General features: G+C 72.4%; 19 protein-coding genes. 9 read left to right on the top strand and 10 right to left on the bottom strand.

What is annotated here, in order from left to right; all coding sequences use genetic code 11:
- The first annotated feature begins 259 nt into the window (after positions 1-259).
- Positions 260-1,153 carry a hypothetical protein gene (locus tag GQQ95_RS02530; RefSeq protein WP_157426037.1) on the top strand — a complete coding sequence of 298 codons (894 nt, stop codon included), beginning with the start codon at positions 260-262 and terminating at the stop codon, positions 1,151-1,153.
- A gap of 252 nt (positions 1,154-1,405) precedes the next feature.
- On the opposite strand, the gene GQQ95_RS02525 is transcribed toward GQQ95_RS02530, so the two are convergent.
- On the bottom strand, positions 1,406-1,834 hold the full coding sequence (locus tag GQQ95_RS02525; protein WP_157426036.1) for a VOC family protein: 429 nt from the start codon (positions 1,832-1,834) through the stop codon (positions 1,406-1,408).
- Between the two features lie 103 nt (positions 1,835-1,937).
- On the opposite strand from GQQ95_RS02525, the gene GQQ95_RS02520 reads away from it, so the two are divergent.
- Positions 1,938-3,032, top strand: a complete 1,095-nt coding sequence (locus tag GQQ95_RS02520; protein ID WP_157426035.1) for a helix-turn-helix transcriptional regulator — start codon at positions 1,938-1,940, stop codon at positions 3,030-3,032.
- On the opposite strand, the gene GQQ95_RS02515 is transcribed toward GQQ95_RS02520, so the two are convergent.
- From GQQ95_RS02515 to GQQ95_RS02505, 3 genes are all read right to left on the bottom strand, one after another.
- Positions 2,978-3,541, bottom strand: a complete 564-nt coding sequence (locus GQQ95_RS02515) for a cysteine hydrolase family protein (RefSeq protein WP_157426034.1) — start codon at positions 3,539-3,541, stop codon at positions 2,978-2,980. The genes GQQ95_RS02520 and GQQ95_RS02515 overlap by 55 nt on opposite strands.
- Positions 3,542-3,605: 64 nt before the next feature.
- Positions 3,606-5,054 carry a permease prefix domain 1-containing protein gene (locus GQQ95_RS02510; RefSeq protein ID WP_157426033.1) on the bottom strand — a complete coding sequence of 483 codons (1,449 nt, stop codon included), beginning with the start codon at positions 5,052-5,054 and terminating at the stop codon, positions 3,606-3,608.
- Positions 5,051-5,419: a PadR family transcriptional regulator gene (locus GQQ95_RS02505; RefSeq protein ID WP_157426032.1), complete on the bottom strand. Its 369-nt coding sequence runs from the start codon at positions 5,417-5,419 to the stop codon at positions 5,051-5,053. The genes GQQ95_RS02510 and GQQ95_RS02505 overlap by 4 nt, the downstream gene beginning before the upstream one ends.
- Positions 5,420-5,730: 311 nt before the next feature.
- Between GQQ95_RS02505 and aceA the strand changes: the two genes are divergently transcribed.
- The 5 genes from aceA to GQQ95_RS02480 all read left to right on the top strand — a co-directional run bounded on the left by aceA (position 5,731) and on the right by GQQ95_RS02480 (position 11,562).
- Complete coding sequence (aceA, locus tag GQQ95_RS02500) at positions 5,731-7,065, top strand: isocitrate lyase (protein ID WP_157426031.1); 1,335 nt, start codon at positions 5,731-5,733, stop codon at positions 7,063-7,065.
- Positions 7,066-7,096: 31 nt separating this feature from the next.
- Complete coding sequence (gene aceB, locus GQQ95_RS02495) at positions 7,097-8,809, top strand: malate synthase A (RefSeq protein ID WP_246205147.1); 1,713 nt, start codon at positions 7,097-7,099, stop codon at positions 8,807-8,809.
- Between the two features lie 218 nt (positions 8,810-9,027).
- Positions 9,028-9,531 (top strand): hypothetical protein, encoded by a 504-nt coding sequence (locus GQQ95_RS02490; protein WP_157426030.1) that lies wholly within the window; start codon positions 9,028-9,030, stop codon positions 9,529-9,531.
- A 68-nt stretch (positions 9,532-9,599) separates the two neighbouring features.
- Positions 9,600-10,253, top strand: coding sequence for a GNAT family N-acetyltransferase (locus GQQ95_RS02485; protein ID WP_157426029.1), 654 nt, complete (start codon positions 9,600-9,602; stop codon positions 10,251-10,253).
- 82 nt (positions 10,254-10,335) lie between these two features.
- Entirely contained in the window at positions 10,336-11,562 is a 1,227-nt protein-coding gene (locus GQQ95_RS02480; protein WP_157426028.1) for a carboxylate-amine ligase, read from the top strand.
- Positions 11,563-11,629: 67 nt separating this feature from the next.
- On the opposite strand, the gene GQQ95_RS02475 is transcribed toward GQQ95_RS02480, so the two are convergent.
- Positions 11,630-13,003: a cryptochrome/photolyase family protein gene (locus tag GQQ95_RS02475; protein ID WP_157426027.1), complete on the bottom strand. Its 1,374-nt coding sequence runs from the start codon at positions 13,001-13,003 to the stop codon at positions 11,630-11,632.
- Positions 13,004-13,136: 133 nt separating this feature from the next.
- Positions 13,137-14,579 (bottom strand): MFS transporter, encoded by a 1,443-nt coding sequence (locus tag GQQ95_RS02470; RefSeq protein WP_246205146.1) that lies wholly within the window; start codon positions 14,577-14,579, stop codon positions 13,137-13,139.
- A 71-nt stretch (positions 14,580-14,650) separates the two neighbouring features.
- Here GQQ95_RS02470 and GQQ95_RS02465 point away from each other — a divergent pair, with 71 nt between their 5' ends.
- Positions 14,651-15,598, top strand: coding sequence for an ArsR/SmtB family transcription factor (locus GQQ95_RS02465; RefSeq protein ID WP_246205145.1), 948 nt, complete (start codon positions 14,651-14,653; stop codon positions 15,596-15,598).
- Positions 15,599-15,647: 49 nt separating this feature from the next.
- Here the strand turns inward: GQQ95_RS02465 and GQQ95_RS02460 are convergent, their stop codons facing one another.
- Positions 15,648-16,622 (bottom strand): NADP-dependent oxidoreductase, encoded by a 975-nt coding sequence (locus tag GQQ95_RS02460; protein WP_157426024.1) that lies wholly within the window; start codon positions 16,620-16,622, stop codon positions 15,648-15,650.
- An 85-nt stretch (positions 16,623-16,707) separates the two neighbouring features.
- Here GQQ95_RS02460 and GQQ95_RS02455 point away from each other — a divergent pair, with 85 nt between their 5' ends.
- Entirely contained in the window at positions 16,708-17,358 is a 651-nt protein-coding gene (locus GQQ95_RS02455; RefSeq protein ID WP_157426023.1) for a Pr6Pr family membrane protein, read from the top strand.
- On the opposite strand, the gene GQQ95_RS02450 is transcribed toward GQQ95_RS02455, so the two are convergent.
- From GQQ95_RS02450 to GQQ95_RS02440, 3 genes are all read right to left on the bottom strand, one after another.
- A complete protein-coding gene (locus GQQ95_RS02450) occupies positions 17,355-18,140 on the bottom strand; it encodes an alpha/beta fold hydrolase (RefSeq protein WP_157426022.1) in 786 nt (261 codons plus the stop codon). The genes GQQ95_RS02455 and GQQ95_RS02450 overlap by 4 nt on opposite strands.
- Positions 18,137-18,769 carry a YqaJ viral recombinase family protein gene (locus tag GQQ95_RS02445; RefSeq protein ID WP_425482544.1) on the bottom strand — a complete coding sequence of 211 codons (633 nt, stop codon included), beginning with the start codon at positions 18,767-18,769 and terminating at the stop codon, positions 18,137-18,139. The genes GQQ95_RS02450 and GQQ95_RS02445 overlap by 4 nt, the downstream gene beginning before the upstream one ends.
- Before the next feature lie 122 nt (positions 18,770-18,891).
- Positions 18,892-20,079, bottom strand: a complete 1,188-nt coding sequence (locus GQQ95_RS02440; protein ID WP_157426021.1) for an ROK family transcriptional regulator — start codon at positions 20,077-20,079, stop codon at positions 18,892-18,894.
- Between the last annotated feature and the right edge of the window lie 94 nt (positions 20,080-20,173).

Here is a 20,173-nt window from a genome sequence, read left to right as displayed (position 1 = left end):
CGCCCTCCGCAAACGGAACAATGAAGGAAATTCCGCACGCAACCCCGATCGAGGCGGGAATGCGCCGCGAATCGACCCCGTGCCGTGCGAAGAACCAGCCCCGTTCCGCGGGGCGCGGACGCGAATGGTCGCGTCGGGTGCTGGGTGGCGACCATCCGCGTCCGAGCGGCAGGAGCCGCTGGCTGTGGAGAACGTGTCGACCTTCCACATTCGCCATCGGCTGGGGGCAGCGTCGCATCCGATCATCGAGGGTCGACGGATGCGACCACCGAACCCGATCCCGTCCGACCTCCGCACCCGCCCGTTCCACGTGGCCACCGCGCTCGACGCCGGTGTCTCCCGCCGCCGTCTGCGTCATGGCGATCTCGCGACGCCCTTCCACGCCGTGCGTTCCGTCGGCTCGGTTGAGAGCGTGCAGGAGCGCGCTGTCGCGTACGCGGTCAGGATGGCGCCCGATCACGTGTTCTCCCACGCGACGGCGGCGATGCTGCACGGCATCCCGCTGCCACTCCAGGTCGAGCGCGACTCGCGCGTTCACGTCAGCGCACTGGGATGGGGGCGCGCCCCGCGGGGTCGTGGTGTCGCGGGACACTCCACGGGCGTCGAGACCGTCATCCGCGTGGTCCACGGGGTTCGCGCGATGGGTCCCGCCGACACGTGGTGCTCGCTGGCGGGAGTGCTCGACATCGACGACCTCATCGCGGCGGGCGATCGCCTCATCGGGTTGCCCCGACCGCTCGCCACGCTCGATGAGATCGATGCGGCGATCGTGAGGCATGGCCGCCGCACCGGGTCGGCGCGCCTCGCCAGGGCCCGCGTCGAGCTGAGGGCGAACTCGTACTCTCGACGGGAGAGCCTGGCCAGGCTCACCCTGGTGCGAGCGGGCCTGCCCGAACCCGAACCGAACGCGCAGATACGGCTGCGCTCCGGGGGCTGCACGAAGGGCGACCTCGTCTATCGCCGTCATCGCGTGCTCGTCGAGTACGACGGCGATCACCACCGTTCCGACGACCGGCAGTGGGCGACGGATGTCTCGCGGCTCAACGACCTCGTCGCCGACGGGTGGATCGTCATCCGGGTGACGAAGCGGACCCCGCCCGCCGAGCTCGTCGCCCGGGTCGCTCGCGCCCTCGAGGATCGCGGGCGGCGATGAGGGGTGCTGGGCGGGGCGGGGCGGGGCGTCGGGCGGGATGTCGGGGCGCCGCTTGCGACATGCGGACTCCTGCGGACGCGAATGGTCGCGTCGCGGTGTCGAACTGGCGTTGTGTGGCGACTCCTGCGGACGCGAATGGTCGCGTCGCTCGTCGGACGGCGACCATTCGCGTCCGCGGTTGGGCGGTGGAGTTGCGCTGGCGGGCGGCGGGCGGCCGGGTGGCGGGTCACCCTGCGCCGGCAGCTCGGATCGCTACGCGTCGACGCCGTCTCGCTCGCGACCCAGCATCTCGAGGTAGTGGGTGTTCGTCATGACGCCCAGCACGTTGCCGAACGGATCGATGACGGAGGCGGTCACGAAGCCGGGTCCATGCTCGGTGATCGGCAGGAGCGGCGTCGCGCCGAGCTCGATCAGTCGGTCCAGCGAGCCCTCCAGGTCGTCGGTGTGCCAGTGGATGATCGTCCCGCCGGCGTCCGTCGAAAGGCCCGCCGGGCTGTAGCGGCGGTCGATGAAGCCGAGCTCCTGCTGGTGGTCGCCGATGCGGAACTCGACGTATCCGGCGTTGCCGTCGGGGTTGGCACGCGTGAAGTAGGGCTCGAAGCCGAGCACCTTCGCGTACCAGGCGGCGGCCGCCGCCGGGTCGTCGACGTAGCAGTTCACGGTGGCGATGCCTCGCAGCATTGTGGTCTCCTTCGCTCTGGGCCGGCCTGCGCCGACCTGATGCATCCATCCTGCGCCTCTGAAGTGCTCACCTTCTGACTACTTTTTCGGCGAGAATGGGACCATGCGCGCAGACCGGCTCGTGGCCGCCCTCCTCCTCATGCAGGCGCGGGGGCGCGTGACCGCGCGCGAGCTCGCGGAGGAGCTCGAGATCTCCGTCGCGACGGCGAGGCGCGACCTCGAGGCGCTCTCCGCCGCGGGCATCCCGGTCTATCCGCAGCCCGGCCGCGGAGGCGGTTGGCAGCTGCTCGGCGAGGGCCGCACCGACCTGAGCGGGTTCACGGCGTCGGAGGCGCGGGCCCTCTTCCTGACGCTCGGCCCGCGAGCGGGCGAGAGCGAGGCCACCCGGTCCGCCCTCCGCAAGGTGATGCGTGCGTTGCCCGCGACCTTCCGCGCCGACGCCGAGGCCGCGTCCGACTCGGTCGTCGTCGAGGCGGGCGGCTGGGGAGCTTCCGCCGTGCGCCCGCGCGAGGTCGGGACGTTGCAGACGGCGGTGCTCGAGCGACGGGCCGTGCGGTTCGACTACGCGGCCTGGGGGCGGCCGGTGCGCTCGCGCACGGTGCATCCGCTCGGCCTCGTCGACAAGGGCGGCACCTGGTACCTCCTCGCACGCCCGGCGGATGCCGCGAGCCCGGCGGATGCCACGGCCCCGGCGAATGCCGAGAACCCGGCGGATGCCGCGAGCCCGGCGGATGCCGCGGTGCAGCCTCCCGCGGCATCCGACACCGCCATGCGCAGTTACCGCCTCGACCGCATCTCGGACGTCGCCATGCTCGACGAGCGCTTCGCGCCGCCCGTGGCGTTCGACCTGGAGGCGGCGTGGGCGAGGGTCAGCGGCGAAGTGGAGCGAGCGCGGGCGCAGGCGAGCGCCATGGTGCGCGTGGCGCCCGGCGTGCTCGACGAGTTCCGCGGGTGGGTCGGGGGCACCGAGCTCGTCACCGAGACGACGCCGGATGCCTCGGGCCGGGTGCTCGTGCGCGTCGCCGCCCCGAGCGACGAGGCGCTCGCGCGTCGGCTCGCGTCGTGGGTCGACGACGTGGAGGTCGTGGAGCCGACGGCGGTGCGCGACCGGCTCGCCGCGTTCGGCGCCCGCCTCGTCGCGACCTACGCGGTCGGAGTCGTGCTGAGCAGTTCGTCGACGCCCACGACCTCGGCGTAGCTGCCGTCGAGGGCGGCCATGAATGCCGCGTGCACCTGCGCCGCGGGCACGACCGCGTCGCCGAAGGCGAGGTCGGGTGCGGCGCAGGCGTCGTGCGCGACCGTCACGGAGTATCCGGCATCGGCCGCGGCGCGCACGGTGGCGTCGACGCACATGCTCGACATCATGCCGACGACGACCACGCCGTCCACGTCGGCGCCAGCCTGGCGGAGGCGCGCGTCGAGGTCGGTGCCGAGGAACGAGTTCGGCTTCGCCTTCACCACGACGGGCTCGCCCTCGACGGGCGCGACGAGCGGGTGGATCTCGACGCCGTGCGTGCCCGGCGCGAAGAACGCGGCATCCGGGGCATCCCACACGTGCTGCACGTGCACGACCGGCTGACCCGCCTCGCGGTGCGAGGCGAGCAGGCGAGCGGCGTTCGCGGCGGCTGCATCGGGACCGACGAGCGGGTTCGCGCCGCCCTCGAAGTAGTCGTTCTGGATGTCGATGATGAGCAGGGTGCGGGTCATCCGAGCCACGCTAGCCCAGGCGCCTGACACCTCCTCGGGCGTCGGGCGCCTGGGCCTGCTCCGCTCAGGCGAAGTCGAAGACGGGCGGGAAGACGAGCAGCAGGATCACGGCCCAGGCCAGGTACACCGGCAGGTAGCCGGTCTGCCAACGCTCGAGCGCGGCGAAGCCCGTGCGTCGCCTGAGGAACCCGACCTGCAGCCTGGTCGCCCAGGCGAGGTTCACGAGCAGGATCAGGTTGAGCCCGAGCGAGGCGGTCTTGTTCGCGCTGAACCCGAACTCGCCCGTGCGCGCGATCATCGCGACGAGCACGATCAGGTCGACGACGAGGGCCGCGGCGAGCATGACGAGCAGCAGCCGGTCGAACCATCCGGGCGGCAGCAGCGGGTCGCGCGCCGAGAGCGAGTAGACCAGGAGCGCCACCACGACCACGAGCACGAGGTCGAACGCGATGAGGAGGTCGCGGTCGGCGTCGACGATGTTCCACTGCACGATCGCGGCGATGATGAGCGCGAGCATCATGAGCGTGAACAGCGGCGTGAACACCTTGGTGAGCACGGGGGCGATGTTCTCGATGACACGCTGCTTGGCGCCGACGAGCCACGCGGCCACGAGCACGGCGCCGGCCGCGCCGCAGGGCAGCACCCACTCGCCCACGAACGGCGTCACGTCGACGCCGATCGAGGAGAAGACGCCGATCGTGAGTCCGCTGAGGGCGCCCCCCACGAGTGCGATGAGCACGTAGTAGACGAGCCACTCGCCACTGAACCGGATGAAGTCCATTCGTGCGGTGTTGCTCCGCCACGCCCCGCCCGTGTCGACGATGCCGCCGACGAGCCACAGCGCGACGACGGAGCCGATGGCCGCGAGCACCGCCGTCGCGGAGCTCACGCCCGCATCGGCGCCGCCCGGGTCCGCGCTCGCGAACGGGTACAGGTTCAGCGCGAGACCGGCCACCAGGAATGCGACCGCCGCACCGATGAGCATCCCCACCGGGGGGCGCCTGCGCCAGGCGAACCAGGCGGCGAGGAACGGCAGCACGATCACGGCGGCGTTGAGCACGACCGCCGAAGGGTCGCCGGCCAGGAGGTCGACCGTCTTCACCGCGAGGCCGGCGCCGACGCCGAGGAGCAGGGCCACGGCGAGCCCGTTCGCACGTCGGTGGAACGGCAGGCGCGCGCCCGCGGCATCCGCTGCCCGACCCTCCTCCGGCCCATCGAGCACGAGCTGCTTCCAGAGCCGCTCGGAGTGCTCGCGGGCGTACTCGCGGGAGAGGTCGCTGCTGCTGCCGAGCCGCTTCACGGCGATGAGGAAGGCCTCGTCGCGGGTGAGCCCGGCCCGGACGAACTCGTCGACGCGATCGAGCAGGTGGCCCTCGAGCTCGTCGAGGTCGGCGCCCGTGAGCGACTCGTGCCGCTGCATCCACCGACGCCACGACGCGACGAGGGCGTCGAGTTCGTCGCCCTCGGCCGGCGCGTGCCCGGTGTTCGGGTCGCCGTGCGTCTCGGGGCTCATGCCAGGCCCCCCAGCGCCGCGCGGAAGCGAGGGCCGCCGTCGTCGGGCCAGACCTTGCCGAGGACGTCGCCGACGACCGACCACTGCCGCCGCTGCTCGACGAGCACCGCCGCCCCCTGTTCGCTCAGTCGGTAGTGCTTGCGCGGCCGGCCGGTGTCGGACTGCCGCCACTCGGAGTGCACGTGGCCGAGTCGTTCGAGGCGGTGGAGGAGCGGGTAGAGCATGCCGTCGCTCCATTCGAGTTCGCCGTCCGAGAGCACCGAGACGCGGTGCAGGATCGCGTACCCGTAGGACTCGCCCTCGGCGAGGATGCCGAGCACGACCGGCGTCGCGGCTGCGGCGACGAGGTCTTTTCCGATGCGCATGTGGTTCTCCATACCTAGTGCTGTCACATACATAGTGCTGCAAGGTACATAGAACTGCAAGGTGACAAGGCCGGTCGGATACCGCAGCCGCAGGTTCGTGCCCGGAACGCCTCGACGGATCGGGGTTGTTCCGCGCGCCGGAACTTCTGCGAAAGTTCACCCCTCGAATCGTGGTCCGCCGGGTGTGGGCGGCGCGCAGAGTGGATGCAGACACCCCGGACGGCACGAGGCAGGCGCCGAACGGAGCACCACGAGACATCCGCCGCAGCCGAGGCCAGACCCCGGATGCGCACCACCGAAGGAGCACGACGATGAGCACCATCCGCCCCGGCGACCAGACCCAGACCGCAGCCGAGCTTCAGCTCGAGTGGGACGCGAACCCGCGCTGGGAGGGTGTCAGCCGCGACTACACCGCCGAGGACGTCGTCGCCCTCCGCGGCCCGGTGCGCGAGGAGCGCACGCTCGCCAAGCGCGGCGCCGAGCGCCTGTGGGAGGACATCCAGCGCAACACCGGCACCGCCTTCGCGCCCCAGGAGGACCCGCAGTGGTCGGCCGCCCTCGGCGCCCTCACCGGCAACCAGGCCGTGCAGCAGGTTCGCGCCGGCCTCAAGGCCATCTACCTCTCGGGCTGGCAGGTCGCCGCCGACGCGAACCTCAGCGGCCAGACCTACCCCGACCAGTCGCTCTACCCCGCGAACTCGGTCCCGGCGGTCGTCCGCCGCATCAACAACGCGCTGCTGCGCACCGGCCAGATCGAGCAGGGCAGCGAGGCGCAGACCGGCATCACCGACTGGATGGCCCCGATCGTCGCCGACGCCGAGGCCGGCTTCGGCGGCCCGCTCAACGCCTACGAGCTCATGCACCAGATGATCGAGGCCGGAGCCGCGGGCGTGCACTGGGAGGACCAGCTCGCGAGCGAGAAGAAGTGCGGTCACATGGGCGGCAAGGTGCTGATCCCGACCTCGCAGCACATCCGCACGATCAACGCGGCCCGGCTGGCGGCGGATGTCGCCGGCGTGCCGTCGATCATCATCGCCCGCACCGACGCACTCGCCGCGACCCTGCTCACGAGCGACCATGACGAGCGCGACAAGCCGTTCGTCACCGGTGAGCGCACCGCCGAGGGCTTCTACGAGGTGCAGAACGGCATCGAGCCGGTCATCGCCCGCGGCCTGGCCTACGCCGAGTACGCCGACCTGCTCTGGGTCGAGTCGGCCGAGCCCGACCTCGACCTCGCGCGCCGCTTCGCGGAGGCCGTGCACGCGAAGTTCCCCGGCAAGCGACTGAGCTACAACTGCTCGCCCTCGTTCAACTGGAAGCGCCACCTCGACGACGACCAGATCGCGACCTTCCAGCGCGAGCTCGCATCGATGGGCTACGCCTTCCAGTTCATCACGCTCGCCGGCTTCCACTCCCTGAACCACGGCATGTTCACGCTCGCGAAGGACTACTCCGAGCGGCACATGTCGGCCTACGTCGAGCTCCAGGAGGCGGAATTCGCCTCGGAGTCCGCCGGCTACACCGCCACGCGCCACCAGCGCGAGGTGGGCACCGGCTACTTCGACCGGATCGCCACGGCGCTGAACCCCACCAGCGCCACGCTCGCCCTCGTCGGATCGACCGAGGAAGACCAGTTCGCTCACTGACCACGGCCCCGGCCGGACAGGAGACACCATCATGAACACCACTCCGAGCATGACCCTCGAACGTCAGCGAGCGGATGCCGCATCCGCTCGTCGCCCCGAACCGAAGCCGGCCACCGGCAGCTTCCAGACCGTCGAACCGCGACTCGAGATCGCGCCGGCCGGCGCGACCGGCGGCGAGCTCGTCGACCGCTACGGCGAGATCCTGACCCCTGCGGCGCTCGAGTTCCTCGCCGCGCTGCACGACCGGTTCGCCGGCACCCGGCACGAACTGCTCGCCGAGCGCCTCCAGACCCGCGTCGACGCGGCGAACGGCCGCGACCCCCGCTTCATGCCCGAGACGGCATGGATCCGCGACGATGCGTCCTGGCGCGTCGCCGGCCCGGGCCCCGGCCTCGAGGACCGCCGTGTCGAGATCACCGGTCCGACCGACCGCAAGATGGCGATCAACGCGCTGAACTCGGGCGCGAAGGTCTGGCTGGCCGACCAGGAGGACGCCACGAGTCCGACCTGGGCGAACGTGGTCGAGGGGCAGCTGACGCTGTTCGACTTCCTCCGCGGCGACCTCGGCTACACGAGCCCCGAGGGCAAGCAGTACCGGGTGACGGCCGAGGAGACGCCGACCATCGTGATGCGGCCGCGCGGCTGGCACCTCGTCGAGAAGCACCTGACGTTCCACGACCGGGCGGGGCGGGCGATGCACGCCTCGGGGTCGCTCGTCGACTTCGGGCTGTACTTCTTCCACAACGCGAAGGCGCTCATCGGCTCCGGTCGCGGGCCGTACTTCTACCTGCCGAAGCTCGAGTCGCACCGCGAGGCGAAGCTCTGGAACGACATCTTCGTGTTCGCGCAGGACGCGCTCGGCATCCCGCAGGGCACCATCCGCGCGACCGTGCTCATCGAGACCATCCAGGCCGCGTTCCAGATGGATGAGATCCTCTACGAGCTGCGCGAGCACTGCGCGGGCCTCAACGCCGGTCGCTGGGACTACATCTTCTCGATCGTGAAGACGTTCCGCTCGCGGGGCCGTCGCTGGGTGTTCCCGGACCGCAAGGCGATCACCATGACGGTGCCGTTCATGCGGGCCTACACCGAGCTGCTCGTGCAGACCTGCCACAAGCGCGGGGCGCACGCCATCGGCGGCATGAGCGCGTTCATCCCGAACCGTCGCGACCCCGAGGTGACCGAGCGCGCGCTCGCCGCCGTGACCGCCGACAAGCGCCGCGAGGCGGGCGACGGCTTCGACGGCACGTGGGTCGCCCATCCCGACCTCATCCCGACGGCGCGCGCCGAGTTCGACGCCGTGCTCGGGGACCGGCCGAACCAGGTCGACCGCCTCCGCGACGACGTCGAGGTCGCGGCATCCGACCTGCTCGACATCCCGTCGATCGGCGGAGAGGTGACCGAGGCCGGCGTGCGCGACAACGTCTCGATCGCGATCCGGTACCTCGAGTCGTGGCTGCGCGGCGTCGGCGCCGCGGCCATCGACAACCTCATGGAGGATGCCGCGACGGCCGAGATCTCGCGCTCGCAGATCTGGCAGTGGCTCGACAACAACACCGTCACCGCCGAGGGCACGCGCATCGATCAGACCTCGATCGTGCGCCTGATGGCCGAGGCCGTGGCCGCGCTGCCGCGCTTCGAGGGAGACCGGTTCGACGACGCGATCTCGGTGTTCCGCACGGTCGCGCTCGAGCCCGAGTTCCCGACGTTCCTCACCGTCGGGGCGTACGCGCGGTTCCTCTGAGCCGCACGCACCGCGCATGGGCCGGACCGGGGCGCCGACACGATCGGCGCCCCGGCCTTCGGCGTCCGCGCAGTCCGCGCAGTCCGCGCAGTGCGCACAGTGCGCGCATAGCGGACGTCGTGGGCGGCTGTTAGGCTGGCGCCCGCTCGGACTCCGGCGGCGCTGGAACGACGGCGCCGCTCCGAAACGGTCCGCAGACCCGCCACCTCTGGAGTCCCATGCCCTCGCTGCGCATCACCGCCATCGCCCCCGCCGTCCTCGCGATCCTGCTGCTGTCCGGATGCGCCGCCGGGGGTGCACCGGTCGCCGATTCCGGGGCGCCCGAGCCGACGGCCACGCAGGGCGGCGCCGACGAGACGGCCCCTGAGGGCTCCGGCGAGCAGTCGACCGAGGAGGCCTGCGCGATCCTGCAGTCCGGTGCGCAGGAGTTCGTCGACATCTCATCCAGGGAGCAGGACGCCGCGGCATGGGCGGCGGAGGACCCGGCCGGCGCCGTCGCCGAGGTCCGCGCGGCCGCCGACGCCTTCGCCGCGGGCGCGGCGCAGGTGACGAACGCCGACGTCGCCGCGGTGGCGGCGCCCGCAGAGGAGGCGATGACGGCCTACGCGGAGTTCCTGGAGGACGTGCTCGCGAACCCGCTGGAAGCCGATGCCCAGGGCATGGCGGCGCAGGCGCAGACCCTGGGCGAGACCTTCACGGCGATCGGCGGCGTCTGCGACTGAGCGTCGCCCCGGGCCGCGGCCGCACTCCGGTGAGCGGCGAGCCCCGCGACATCCGTCGGCCTGACAGAATGCCAGTCGTGACCCGAGCCACGATTCGCAGGGCGAGGCCGACGGATGCCGCGGCGCTCGCCGACCTCGCCGCCGAGACCTTCCCCCTCGCCTGCCCGCCGTCGACCACGGCCGAGGCGATCGCCTCGTTCATCGCCGCGAACTTCACCCCCGCCCGGTTCGACGCATACCTCGCCGACCCGTCGCGCATCATCGTCGTCGCCGAGGAGGACGCGGTCGCGGAGCGCCCGGCCGACGGCACGGCCGGTCCCCGGCTCGTCGGCTACACGATGCTCATCGCGGGCGACCCGACCGATGCCGAGGTCGCGGCAGCCGTCGTGGTGCGGCCCACGATCGAGCTCAGCAAGTTCTACACGCGCAAGGCGACGCACGGCAGCGGGTCCGTCGCCGGACCGCTCATGGACGGCACGGTGGAGGCCGCCGAGGCGACCGGCGTCTCCTCCGTCTGGCTCGGCGTGAACCAGGAGAACGGCCGGGCGATCCGCTTCTACGAGAAGCACGGATTCGCGAAGGCGGGCACGAAGCACTTCCGGCTCGGCGATCGCGATGAGGACGACTGGGTGCTCGTGCGACCGGCGGCCTCCGGGGCGAGTGTCGCGGCGTCCGTGAGCGCCGCCCCGACGGCCATGGCCGAGCGCGCGCTGCGCGAGTAACATCGAGATCGGGAGTCCGTCAAGCCCTCCCGACCGCGGTCCGCCCGAGCCAGACTTCCCCCACAGGGAGAGGAGTGCCCGCATGGCACGTTTCGGCGTCGAAGAAGAATTCATGCTCCTGGATCGCCACCGGCTCTCGCCCGTGGCCCGCGGCGCTGAGGCGCAGGAGATCCTCGAGCGGGATCCGCTGCTGGCCCCCGACATCCGATGCGAGTTCCTCGCCGCGCAGATCGAGCATGCCACCGGGATCCACGACGACCTCGGCACGGCGGGCGCCGACCTGCTGCGATTCCGGACGGAGCTCGTGGAGGCCTCCCGAGACCTCGACGTCGTCCCGGTCGGTACGGGCACGCCGTTCGATGCCGGGCCCGACGTCGCGATCATGCCGACCGAGCGCTATCTGCACATCGCGGACGACTTCGGCGACCTCATCGTCGACCACCAGGTGAACGGCCTCCACGTCCACGTCGAGGTGACCGATCCCGAGGCGCGGGTGCACGCGCTCAATGTCACACGGGTCTGGCTCCCGGTGCTCATGGCGGCCACCGGCAACTCGCCGTTCTGGCGCGGGCGCGACACCGGGTTCGCGAGCTGGCGTCACCTGATCCTCAGGCGCCAGTCGACCGCGGGATGCCCGCCGGAGTTCGTCGACGCCACCGACTACCAGGAGCGCACGCAGGCGCTCGTCGAACTCGGCGCGGTCGTCGACCTGCCGTCGATCGCCTGGGCCGCGCGCCTCTCGGAACGATTCCCGACGGTCGAGCTGCGCGTGTTCGATGCGCAGCTGACGGTCGACGACGCGCTGCTCGCCGTCGCCCTGACCCGTGCGATCGTCACCTCGGCTTCCGAGCAGAGCGTCGACCGCGACGCCCCGACGGAACTCCTCGACGGCGCGCTATGGGCGGCCGCCCGAACGGGCATGGAGTCACGGCTGCCCGATCCGGTCGCCGGCGGCTTCCGCCCGGCGCAGGAGGTGCTCGATCACCTCGTCGAGGTCGTGCGGCCCGCGCTCGAGGACGCGGGAGACCTGGAGTTCGCGATGGCCGGCATCGAGCGGGTCCGCGCGCACGCGACCGGTGCCGAGCGCCAGCGCACGGAGTACCGGGAGCGGGGCTTCATCGCCCTTCGGGATTGGTACGAGCAGAAGCTGGGCGCGGGCACGGCGTCGCGCGCCCGCGCCGGCAGGGGAGCGAGTCGGGGTACGAATGCCACGCCGGCGCCCGCGGCCGAGAAGGAGGTCCGCGTGGAACCGCCGCCGGTTCCGCCTGCCGCGGCCAAGGACCTCGTGACCGACATCCTGCTCGGCTGAGCCGGTTGAGCAGGTTGAGCCGGTTGAGCCGGCTGAGCCGGATGAGCCGGCCGAGTCGAATGGGCCGTCAGGCCGACGCCGAGCTCGACCGCACCTTCCGATACGCCGCGAGGGCGGCCTCCCTCGACTCTCCGAGGTCCACGATCGGGGCCGGGTACTCCTCGGTCTCGAGCTCGGGCACCCACCGCCGCACGTATCGCCCGTCGGGGTCGAACTTCGACGCCTGCAGCAGGGGGTTGAACACCCGGAAGTAGGGTGCCGCATCGGCGCCCGATCCGGCGACCCACTGCCAGTTGAAGGGGTTGGATGCCGCGTCGGCGTCGACGAGCGTGTCCCAGAACCACTGCTCGCCGAGGCGCCAGTCGATGAGCAGGTTCTTCGTGAGGAACGACGCCGTCACCATGCGCACGCGGTTGTGCATGCTGCCCGTGCGCCACAACTCGCGCATGCCGGCATCGACGATCGGCACGCCCGTGCGGCCGCGCTGCCACGCGACGAGGGCGGCCGGGTGCAGACGGGGCCACGGGAAGGCGTCGAACTCGGCGCGCCAGTTCCGGGTGGCGAGCTCGGGTGCGTGGAAGAGCACGTGCCAGGCGAACTCCCGCCAGCCGAGCTCGGCGCGGAACCGGCTCGCGCCGTCGCCGTGCACGCGCCGTTCCCGCAGGGCGTGCCACACCTCGAACGGGCTGATCTCGCCCCAGCGCAGGTGCGGCGAGAGCCGGGAGGTCGCGTCGACCGCCGGGCGGTCGCGATCATCGGCGTAGTCGCCGACGCGCTCGTCGAGGAACGTCTCGAGCCGCTCATGGGCGGCCGCCGCGCCCGGCGTCCACGTCTCGCCGAGCCCGTCCGCCCAGTCGGGTCGGGTGGGCAGCAGGTGCCACGAGGCGAGCTCGTCGCTCGCGACATCCGGACCGGTCGCCTCGATCGCACCCGGAGCCGGAAGCGGATGCCGCGGTTCGGGCGCCGCGACGCACGCCCGCCAGTACGGCGTGAACACCGAGTACGGCGCGCCCTGCTGGGTGCGGATGGTCCAGGGCTCGAAGAGGAGGTTCGCCGCGAAGCTGCGCACATCGACCCCGCCCTCGGTGAGCGCGGCCTTCAGCTCGGTGTCGACCTCTCGCTCGGGGCCGCCGTAGCGCCGGTTCCAGAACACGGCTCCGGCCCCGGCCTCCTCGACGAGCGAGCGGATGACGCGGCCCGCCGGCCCGCGCCGGAGCACGAGTCGGCCGCCGAGTGCCTCGAGCTCGCCGCGGAGGGCCTCGATGGACCCGTGCAGCCACCAGCGTGACGCTCCGCCGAGCGGACGGATGCCGGGGGACTCCTCGTCGAGGACGAACACGCAGAGGACGGGAGCGCCGCGCTCGACCGCGGCCGAGAGGGCCGGATGGTCGGCGACGCGGAGGTCGTCGCGGAACCAGACGATCGTGGGTGCGTCGGCCATGCGCCCGACCCTAGCCGACGCATCCCGCGAACACCCGAGTGCCGTTTCGGCGTGGACGGGCCGAACACGGGGGGCGATTCGGGCACTCCTGCGCCGATTCGGCACTCCGGTCGTCGGCGGCGGGAGCCCGGGGCTAGGCGGGAGCGGCGGCGGAGGGCATCGTCCGGGCGGCCCGGCGCGCGATCCACCAGATGCCGAGGCCCGAGGCCAGGAAGATCCCCGAGAGCACGGCCCAGCCGCTGAACCCGTGCGAGATCGCCGTCGCATTGACCACGAGCGGCGCCGCGAGCGCGCCGACCGAGTAGCCCATGCCGAACACGCCCTGGTAGCTGCCGGCCTGCACCGGGTCCGCGAGCTCGAAGCTGAGCCCCCACCCGCCGGCCTGCGAGAGCACCTCGGCGAACGCGTGGGTGACGGCGGCCACGACGAGCACGGCGATCGCGAAGCCGACCGGGAGACCGGCCGCGGCCGCGTAGACCAGGCAGGCGACGGCCATCAGCCAGGCCGCGATGGCCGACACCCGCCCCGCGACGCGCAGGTCGTGCGTGCCGCGCGACATCGGCACCTGGAAGATCACGACGATGATCGTGTTGATGATGAGCAGGGCGGCGATGAGCACCTCGGGCGCAGCGGTCTCGCGGGCGACCCAGAGGGGCACCCCGAGCTCGGCGACCCCGAACTGCATGCCGAAGACCGCACTGAGCACGGTCAGCATGAGGTACCGCGGGTCGCGCCAGGGCGAGTGGGTCCGCCATGAGCGCCGCTCGGCGGCGATCGCCTCGGCCGTGGCCGCGGCATCCACCGACCCGGTCTCGGTGACGACCTGCTCGACGCCGGCGCGTGCGGGTGCGTCGACCCGAGCCGGCAGCCGCACGAGCTGGAACAGGCCCAGCAGGTAGAGGGCGCCGGCGCCGACGATGAGCCAGCGGTAGGCCTCCGCCGTGCCGAGCGCGAGGGCGAGTGCGCCGAGGCCCGAGCCCACGGCGATCGAGACGTTCGTGACGGTGCGCAGCACCGCGCGCGCCTGCACCCGCGACTCGCCCGTGAACGCCCGCGCGATGATCGCCGATCGCGTGGAGTTCGCGCCCTGCTCGAACAGTCCGCAGATGATCGCGATGACGAGCGCCGTCACGAAGTCCCCGGCGAAGACGTAGGCGATGAGCGCGACGCCCTCGATGCTCGTGAACGTGATGAGGAGCCGCTTGGCGCTGAACCGGTCCGCGAGCCAGCCCCCGGCGAAGGAGGCCACGACCCCGGCCGCGCTCGCCGAGGCGAGCACGACTGCCACCTCGCCGGGCGTGAGCCCCACGATGAGGGTGAAGTAGAGCACGGTGACGGTGAGGAAGATGCCGCGCCCGACGCGCGAGATGAGGGTCGCGCCGACGAGGATGCGCAGGACCGGGTCGGCGACGGATGCCGCGAGCCGGGCCGCGAACCCGGCCTTCGCGCTCGCCGTCGCGGCGTCCGACGGGCGCTGGGCCGCGGCATCCGCCTCGTCGAGGCTCGCAGCGGCGTCGTCGAGGTGGGGTTCGACGAGGGGGATCGAGGCGGTGTCGGGGTGGGGGGTGGTGCTCACGTCGTCGATCATCCCGAGCCGGATGCCGCCGCGAAATCGATGTAGCGTTGTGCTACATGTTGCGTTACCTGATGACCGAGGACGACATCGGGGCCGTGCGCTTCGGCATCTCGCCGCTCTGCGAACTCGGGCTCTCGGTGCGCGCGTTCCGCGACCCCTCGAGGTTCCCCCTGCAGCTCGGCTGGCTCCGGCGCACCGAGGAGGCGCGCGCCCGTCTCGACCAGCGGGTGCTGATGGGGCTCATCGACGACCGGCTGTGGACGCCCGACTTCCTGAACCCGAGGCCGACCTCGCCGCTCACGAGGCTGGAGGACGAGTTCCGGGCGCTGGCCGAGACGCCCCCCGAGGTGTTCCGCGCCGACCTCATCGCCGTGCACGGCCACGTGCCCGAGGTGTTCGCCGGCCCGCACGACCGCGCGATCTCGCGCATCATCGCGACGCTCCGCCAGCTCTGGGAGACCTGCTTTGAGCCCTACTGGCCGCGCATGCGCGCCGTGCTCGAGGCCGACATCGCCTTCCGCGGCCGGCAGGTCGCCCAGTCCGGCGTGGCGTCCATGCTGAACCAGTTGTCGCCAGGGCGGATCGAGTACGAGCACGGGGTCGTGGTCGTGCACCTGCGCGACCCGGCGCCGCGCACGCAACCGATCGACGGCGAGGGCCTCACGCTCGTGCCGACGATGTTCACGAGGCGGGCCTCGGCGCCCGTCGGCGACGGACCCCCGATGATCATGTACTCCGCGCGCGGGCAGGGCGCGCTCTGGGAGACCGAGCGCATCGCCAACCCCGCCGCGGTCGTCGCGATCCTCGGCGAGACGCGGGCCGCGCTGCTCACCGCGCTCGGCGACCCGGCGTCCTCGACCGAGCTCGGCGTGCGCTTCGGCGTCAGCGCGTCGGCCGTCAACCAGCACCTCCGGGTGCTCCGGGACGCCGGCCTCCTCGTCAGCTCGCGGTACGGGCGCAGCGTGCTCTACCTCCGCAGCGAGCTCGGGTCGGCCCTGCTCGAGTCGCGGAGCGGCTGAACGGGCGGGCGGGCGGATGCCGCGGCATCCGCCCGCTCGTCCGTCGCCGCTACTCGGGGTCGGGCGCGACGCGCAGCACGACCTTGCCGCGCACGTGCCCGGCCTCGACGAGGCGGTGCGCCTCGGCGCCCTCGGCGAGGGGGAGTTCGCGCTCCACGTGCACGCGGAGCGCCCCGTCGTCGATGAGGCGGGTCAGCACGGCGAGGGTGCGGGCGTCGGGCGAGCACGAGTAGCCGGTCGAGCGGATGCCGCGTGCCGACGCCTCCTCGGCCATGGTCGGCCACGACCCGGTGGGCACGTTGACGACGAGCCCGCCGTGGCGGAGCACGTCGAGCGACCGGCTGCCCGTGTCGTCCTTCACGTTGCCGATGAGGTCGATCACGACGTCCTGCTCGCCGGCGATTTCCTCGAAGCGCTCGGCGCGGTAGTCGATGACGCGTTCGGCGCCGAGCCCCTCGACGAACTCCACGTTCGCCGCGGAGCAGGTCGCCGTGACGTGCGCCCCGAAGTAGGCGGCGAGCTGCACGGCGAGGTGGCCGACGCCGCCTGCGCCGGCGTGCACGAGCACGCGCTGCCCGTCGTGCACGCGGGCGACGTCGACGACGGCGCCCCAGGCGGTGAGCGCCGCGATCGGCAGCGCGGCGGCCTCGACGAAGCCGAGGGAGGCGGGCATGGGGGCCACGCTCATCGACGACACGGTCACGAACTCCGCATAGCTGCCCGGCGTGCGGGGCGGCCGGGCGCTCCCGTAGACGCGATCGCCGACGTGCAGCGGGTGACCGGCGTAGGGCACGGTCTCGACGACGCCCGCGAAGTCGTTGCCCAGCACGAAGGGGTACGCGCCGATGGCGGCGGACACCCCGCGACCGGCCCGGGTCTTCGCGTCGATCGGGTTCACGCCCGCCGAGACCACGCGCACGACCACCTCGTCGCTCACCCGGATGGGCCGGGGCACCTCGGCGAGGTGGAGTTCGTCGGCCTCGCCGGTGCGGTCGATCACCAGGGCGCGCATCGTGTCGGTCATGCGACCATCCTCCCGGCCCCGGACCTCCGGCGCCACTAGGCTGCACTCGGAACGGCGCCGGCCGGGCGACGTGGGCAGGGGAGCCATGCGCAGGGTGTTCGGTGTGCTTCGGGTCATCGCCGGGGCGGCCATCGCGGTCGCGATCGTCGGACAGTTCGCGCAGAGCTGGTCGATGGTGCCCGACCGGCTCTTCTTCATTGTGAACTTCTTCAGCTTCTTCACGATCCTCTCGAATGCGCTGACCGCGATCGTGCTGCTCATCGGGGCCTGGTACGCCTTCACCCGGCGCATCGACCCCGACTGGTACAACCTCGTCCGGGCCTGCGCCGCGACCTACATGGCGACGACCTTCGTCGTCTACAACCTGCTGCTCCGGGGCATCTCGCTCGACCAGGCGACGACGGTGCCCTGGTCGAACGAGATCCTGCACGTGTGGGCGCCGCTCTACCTCGTGCTCGACTGGGCGCTCGCTCCGGGCCGGCGACCGGTGGCCTGGCAGCGCCTCTGGTCGATCGCGATCTTCCCGATCGCGTGGGCCGTCTACTCGATGATCCGCGGAGCGATCACCGGCTGGTACCCGTACCCGTTCCTGAACCCCGCGCAGGAGGCCGGGTACGGCGGTGTCGCGGTGTACGTCATCGCGATCGCGGCGTTCATCCTGCTGGTCGGCGCGGGCGTCATCGCCCTCAGTCGCGCCGGGTGGCCCCGCACGGAACCCGAACCGGCCGCTGCCTAGAAGTTCACCATCCAGCGGCCGACCTGCTCGGTGAGCACGTGGGCCTGGGCGGCGGGCCCGTCGTCGCGCGCCGGCAGCACGAGCATCGGGGAGGCCGTGCCGGCGGCCCACCGCTCGGCCGTCGGCATGGGGTGGACGGGGTCGCGCAGCGCGCCGACCACGAGCGAGCGGATGCCGCGGGTCTCGAGCTCGGCGAGCTCGGCGTCGTCGCGGAACGCCCGGTTGCGCGGGATCTCGACGAGCCGCATGGCGCGCCGCGCGGCATCCGGTGCCGTGAACTGCGCGAGGAGCCCTCGTGCACCGAGCGGCGACACCTCGGCGACGCGGTGGTAGACCTCGCGCTCCTGGAACTCGACGGCCCCGGACGGGCCGGCGTCGGCGAGCACCTGCCCGATGACGGGGAAGGCGCGGAGGTTGTCGGGCAGCGGCCGGTCGTCGAAGGACGGCCGGATGAACACCGCGCGCTCGACGGGGAGCCGCTCGTCGAGCGTGATGCGCAGGGCGAGCGCCGCACCCATCGAGATGCCGAGGATCGTCACGGGGTCCTCGCGCGAGGCGCCGCCCTCGTCGATGCCCCGATGCACGGCCGCGACGACCTCGGCCGCGAGCGCGTCGATCGCGAAGTCGGCCGCCGTGCCGACCTCGAGGAACCCGCCGTGGGCGCGCACGTCGGGGGCGATGATCAGCTCGCCCTCGGCGGAGACCTCGCGCAGCATCGGCTCGAGCAGGGTGAGCGGCTGTCGACGGTCGGCGCCCAGGCCGTGCAGGAGGACCGTCGTCATGCCAGCACGGACGGCCGGTAGTAGGCTCGCGCCTCCTGCGCGGGGGCCTGGGCCGGGCGCAGCTCGGCGAGCAGCTGGTCGGCGAGCGAGACGAGGATCGCGATCTGGTCGTCGTCGCGGTCGATCCACCGGCACTGCGGCTCGGCGGCCACCGGCACGAAGTCCTCGTGCTGCTCCCAGACGATGAGCGTGCGCTCGGCCCCGAGCACGTACTGCTGCCACCAGACCTGTCGCAGGTAGCTGCGGGGCACCGCCCGCCAGGGCTTGGAGGTGGTCTTGATCTCGCAGAGCTCGAGGACGCCGCCGGCCGTGACGCGCAGCCCGTCGGGCGTGGCGAGGTGCCGGCGGTCGGATGCCGCGTGGTACAGCAGCGACGAGTGCGACATGCCGTGCAGCTCGGCCGCCCACGCGGCGATGACGGGTTCGCGCTCGCGCCCGTGGTCGGTGTAGCGGCTGCCGCCGAAGCTGCGGGGCGAGCCGTGCAGCTTCTCCCACGCCGCCGACCTGACCGAGGCCTTCGTGGCCAGCTTCGCGGCATCCGTCGCGGTGACGCCCTGCGAGCGGGCGCGGAGCCAGGCCACCCGGTCGGTGGAGTCGGCCACGACCCGCGTCTCATGCGGAAGCCGCACGGGAGGCGCGATGCTCTCGCGGATCTCGCCCGAGGGCGTGAGATCGAAGAGCGCGAAGGGGGAGTCGGGCACGGAACGAGCGTAGCGCGGGGCGCCCCCGACCGGACGGCCTGTTCGGTGTGTCAGCGCGACGCGAGTGCGACGATGCCCTCGGGCGAGAGAGCGTGGTGGATCGCGAGCATCGCCGCGCCGAGCACGGCGGCGTTCTCGGCGGCCGCGGACTGGACGATCGCGAGGTGCTCGGTCGCCAGCGGCATCGATCGCGTGTAGACGACCTCGCGCACCCCGGCGATGAGGTGCTCGCCGGCACGGGCCATCGACCCGCCGATCGCGATGACCGAGGGGTTCACGAGGCTCACGCAGGCGGTGAGGACCTCGCCGATGTCGCGGCCGGCCTGGCGGACGGCCTGGATCGCGTCGAGGTCACCCCGCTTGACGAGCTCGATGACGTCGGAGCCCGATCGTGCGTCGATGCCCTGCTCGCGGAGCGCGCGGGCGACGGCCGGGCCGGAGGCGAGGGCCTCGAGGCATCCGCGGTTGCCGCAGTGGCAGGGCACGTCGGCTCCGCGAGGCACCCGGACATGGCCGAGGTCGCCCGCGATGCCCTGGGCGCCGCGCTGGAGCAGCCCGCCCGAGATGATGCCCGAGCCGATGCCGGTCGCGACCTTCACGAACACGAGGTGCTCGACCTGCGGCCACGCGAGCGCGCGCTCGCCGAGGGCCATGATGTTCACGTCGTTGTCGACGAGCACCGGCACCTCGAGGTGCTGCTGCACCCAGCCGGGCACGTCGAAGCGGTCCCACCCGGGCATGATGGGCGGGTTGACCGGGCGGCCGGTGTCGTGCTCGACCGGGCCCGGAACGCCGATGCCGATCGCGGCCACGTCGCTGCGGTCGCGGCCGAGCCCGTCGATGAGCTCGTGGGCGGCATCGACCATCCAGCCGAGCACGGCCTCGGGACCGCGGGCGATGTCCATCTCCTCGCTGTGCTCGGCGAGGACGGTGCCCGAGAGGTCGGTGACGGCCACGGTCGCGTGCGAGGCGCCGAGGTCGGCGGCGAGCACGAGGCGTGCGCCGGGGTTGAGCGCGAACTGCGAGGGCGGGCGGCCACCGGTCGAGACGGCGTCGGCCACCGGGGAGACGAGTCCGAGTTGCATGAGTTCGTCGACGCGCGCGGCGATGGTCGAACGGGCGAGTCCGGTACTCGCGGCGAGCGAGGCGCGGGTGCGGGGCGCGCCGTCGCGGAGCAGCTGGAAGAGCTCGCTCGCCCCCGTGACGCCGAGTGCCGAACCGCGGCTGATGTCGACCATGAACTGAGTAAAGCACACCGGCTTGTCTCGCCGAAAAATCTCGAAGGTGTAACGACTCAGCCAACTTTTGACGAAGGACTAGCAAAAGGTGACG

Origin of the sequence: Agromyces salentinus (assembly GCF_009749395.1) — a bacterium.
In the GTDB taxonomy this organism is placed as follows: Bacteria; Actinomycetota; Actinomycetes; order Actinomycetales; family Microbacteriaceae; genus Agromyces; species Agromyces salentinus.
The sequence above is the reverse complement of the archived record's forward strand: the minus strand, read 5'-3'. Positions and strand labels throughout refer to the sequence as shown.

Coding starts and splice junctions, on each gene's coding strand:
- GQQ95_RS02525 (WP_157426036.1), bottom strand. CDS start 1,834: ATGCTGCGAGGCATCGCCACCGTGAACTGCTACGTCGACGACCCGGCG.
- GQQ95_RS02530 (WP_157426037.1), top strand. CDS start 260: ATGCGACCACCGAACCCGATCCCGTCCGACCTCCGCACCCGCCCGTTC.
- GQQ95_RS02460 (WP_157426024.1), bottom strand. CDS start 16,622: ATGACCGACACGATGCGCGCCCTGGTGATCGACCGCACCGGCGAGGCC.
- GQQ95_RS02475 (WP_157426027.1), bottom strand. CDS start 13,003: ATGGCCGACGCACCCACGATCGTCTGGTTCCGCGACGACCTCCGCGTC.
- GQQ95_RS02490 (WP_157426030.1), top strand. CDS start 9,028: ATGCCCTCGCTGCGCATCACCGCCATCGCCCCCGCCGTCCTCGCGATC.
- aceA (WP_157426031.1), top strand. CDS start 5,731: ATGAGCACCATCCGCCCCGGCGACCAGACCCAGACCGCAGCCGAGCTT.
- GQQ95_RS02480 (WP_157426028.1), top strand. CDS start 10,336: ATGGCACGTTTCGGCGTCGAAGAAGAATTCATGCTCCTGGATCGCCAC.
- GQQ95_RS02465 (WP_246205145.1), top strand. CDS start 14,651: ATGACCGAGGACGACATCGGGGCCGTGCGCTTCGGCATCTCGCCGCTC.
- GQQ95_RS02510 (WP_157426033.1), bottom strand. CDS start 5,054: ATGAGCCCCGAGACGCACGGCGACCCGAACACCGGGCACGCGCCGGCC.
- GQQ95_RS02485 (WP_157426029.1), top strand. CDS start 9,600: ATGCCAGTCGTGACCCGAGCCACGATTCGCAGGGCGAGGCCGACGGAT.
- GQQ95_RS02440 (WP_157426021.1), bottom strand. CDS start 20,079: ATGGTCGACATCAGCCGCGGTTCGGCACTCGGCGTCACGGGGGCGAGC.
- aceB (WP_246205147.1), top strand. CDS start 7,097: ATGAACACCACTCCGAGCATGACCCTCGAACGTCAGCGAGCGGATGCC.
- GQQ95_RS02520 (WP_157426035.1), top strand. CDS start 1,938: ATGCGCGCAGACCGGCTCGTGGCCGCCCTCCTCCTCATGCAGGCGCGG.
- GQQ95_RS02505 (WP_157426032.1), bottom strand. CDS start 5,419: ATGCGCATCGGAAAAGACCTCGTCGCCGCAGCCGCGACGCCGGTCGTG.
- GQQ95_RS02455 (WP_157426023.1), top strand. CDS start 16,708: ATGCGCAGGGTGTTCGGTGTGCTTCGGGTCATCGCCGGGGCGGCCATC.
- GQQ95_RS02450 (WP_157426022.1), bottom strand. CDS start 18,140: ATGACGACGGTCCTCCTGCACGGCCTGGGCGCCGACCGTCGACAGCCG.
- GQQ95_RS02515 (WP_157426034.1), bottom strand. CDS start 3,541: ATGACCCGCACCCTGCTCATCATCGACATCCAGAACGACTACTTCGAG.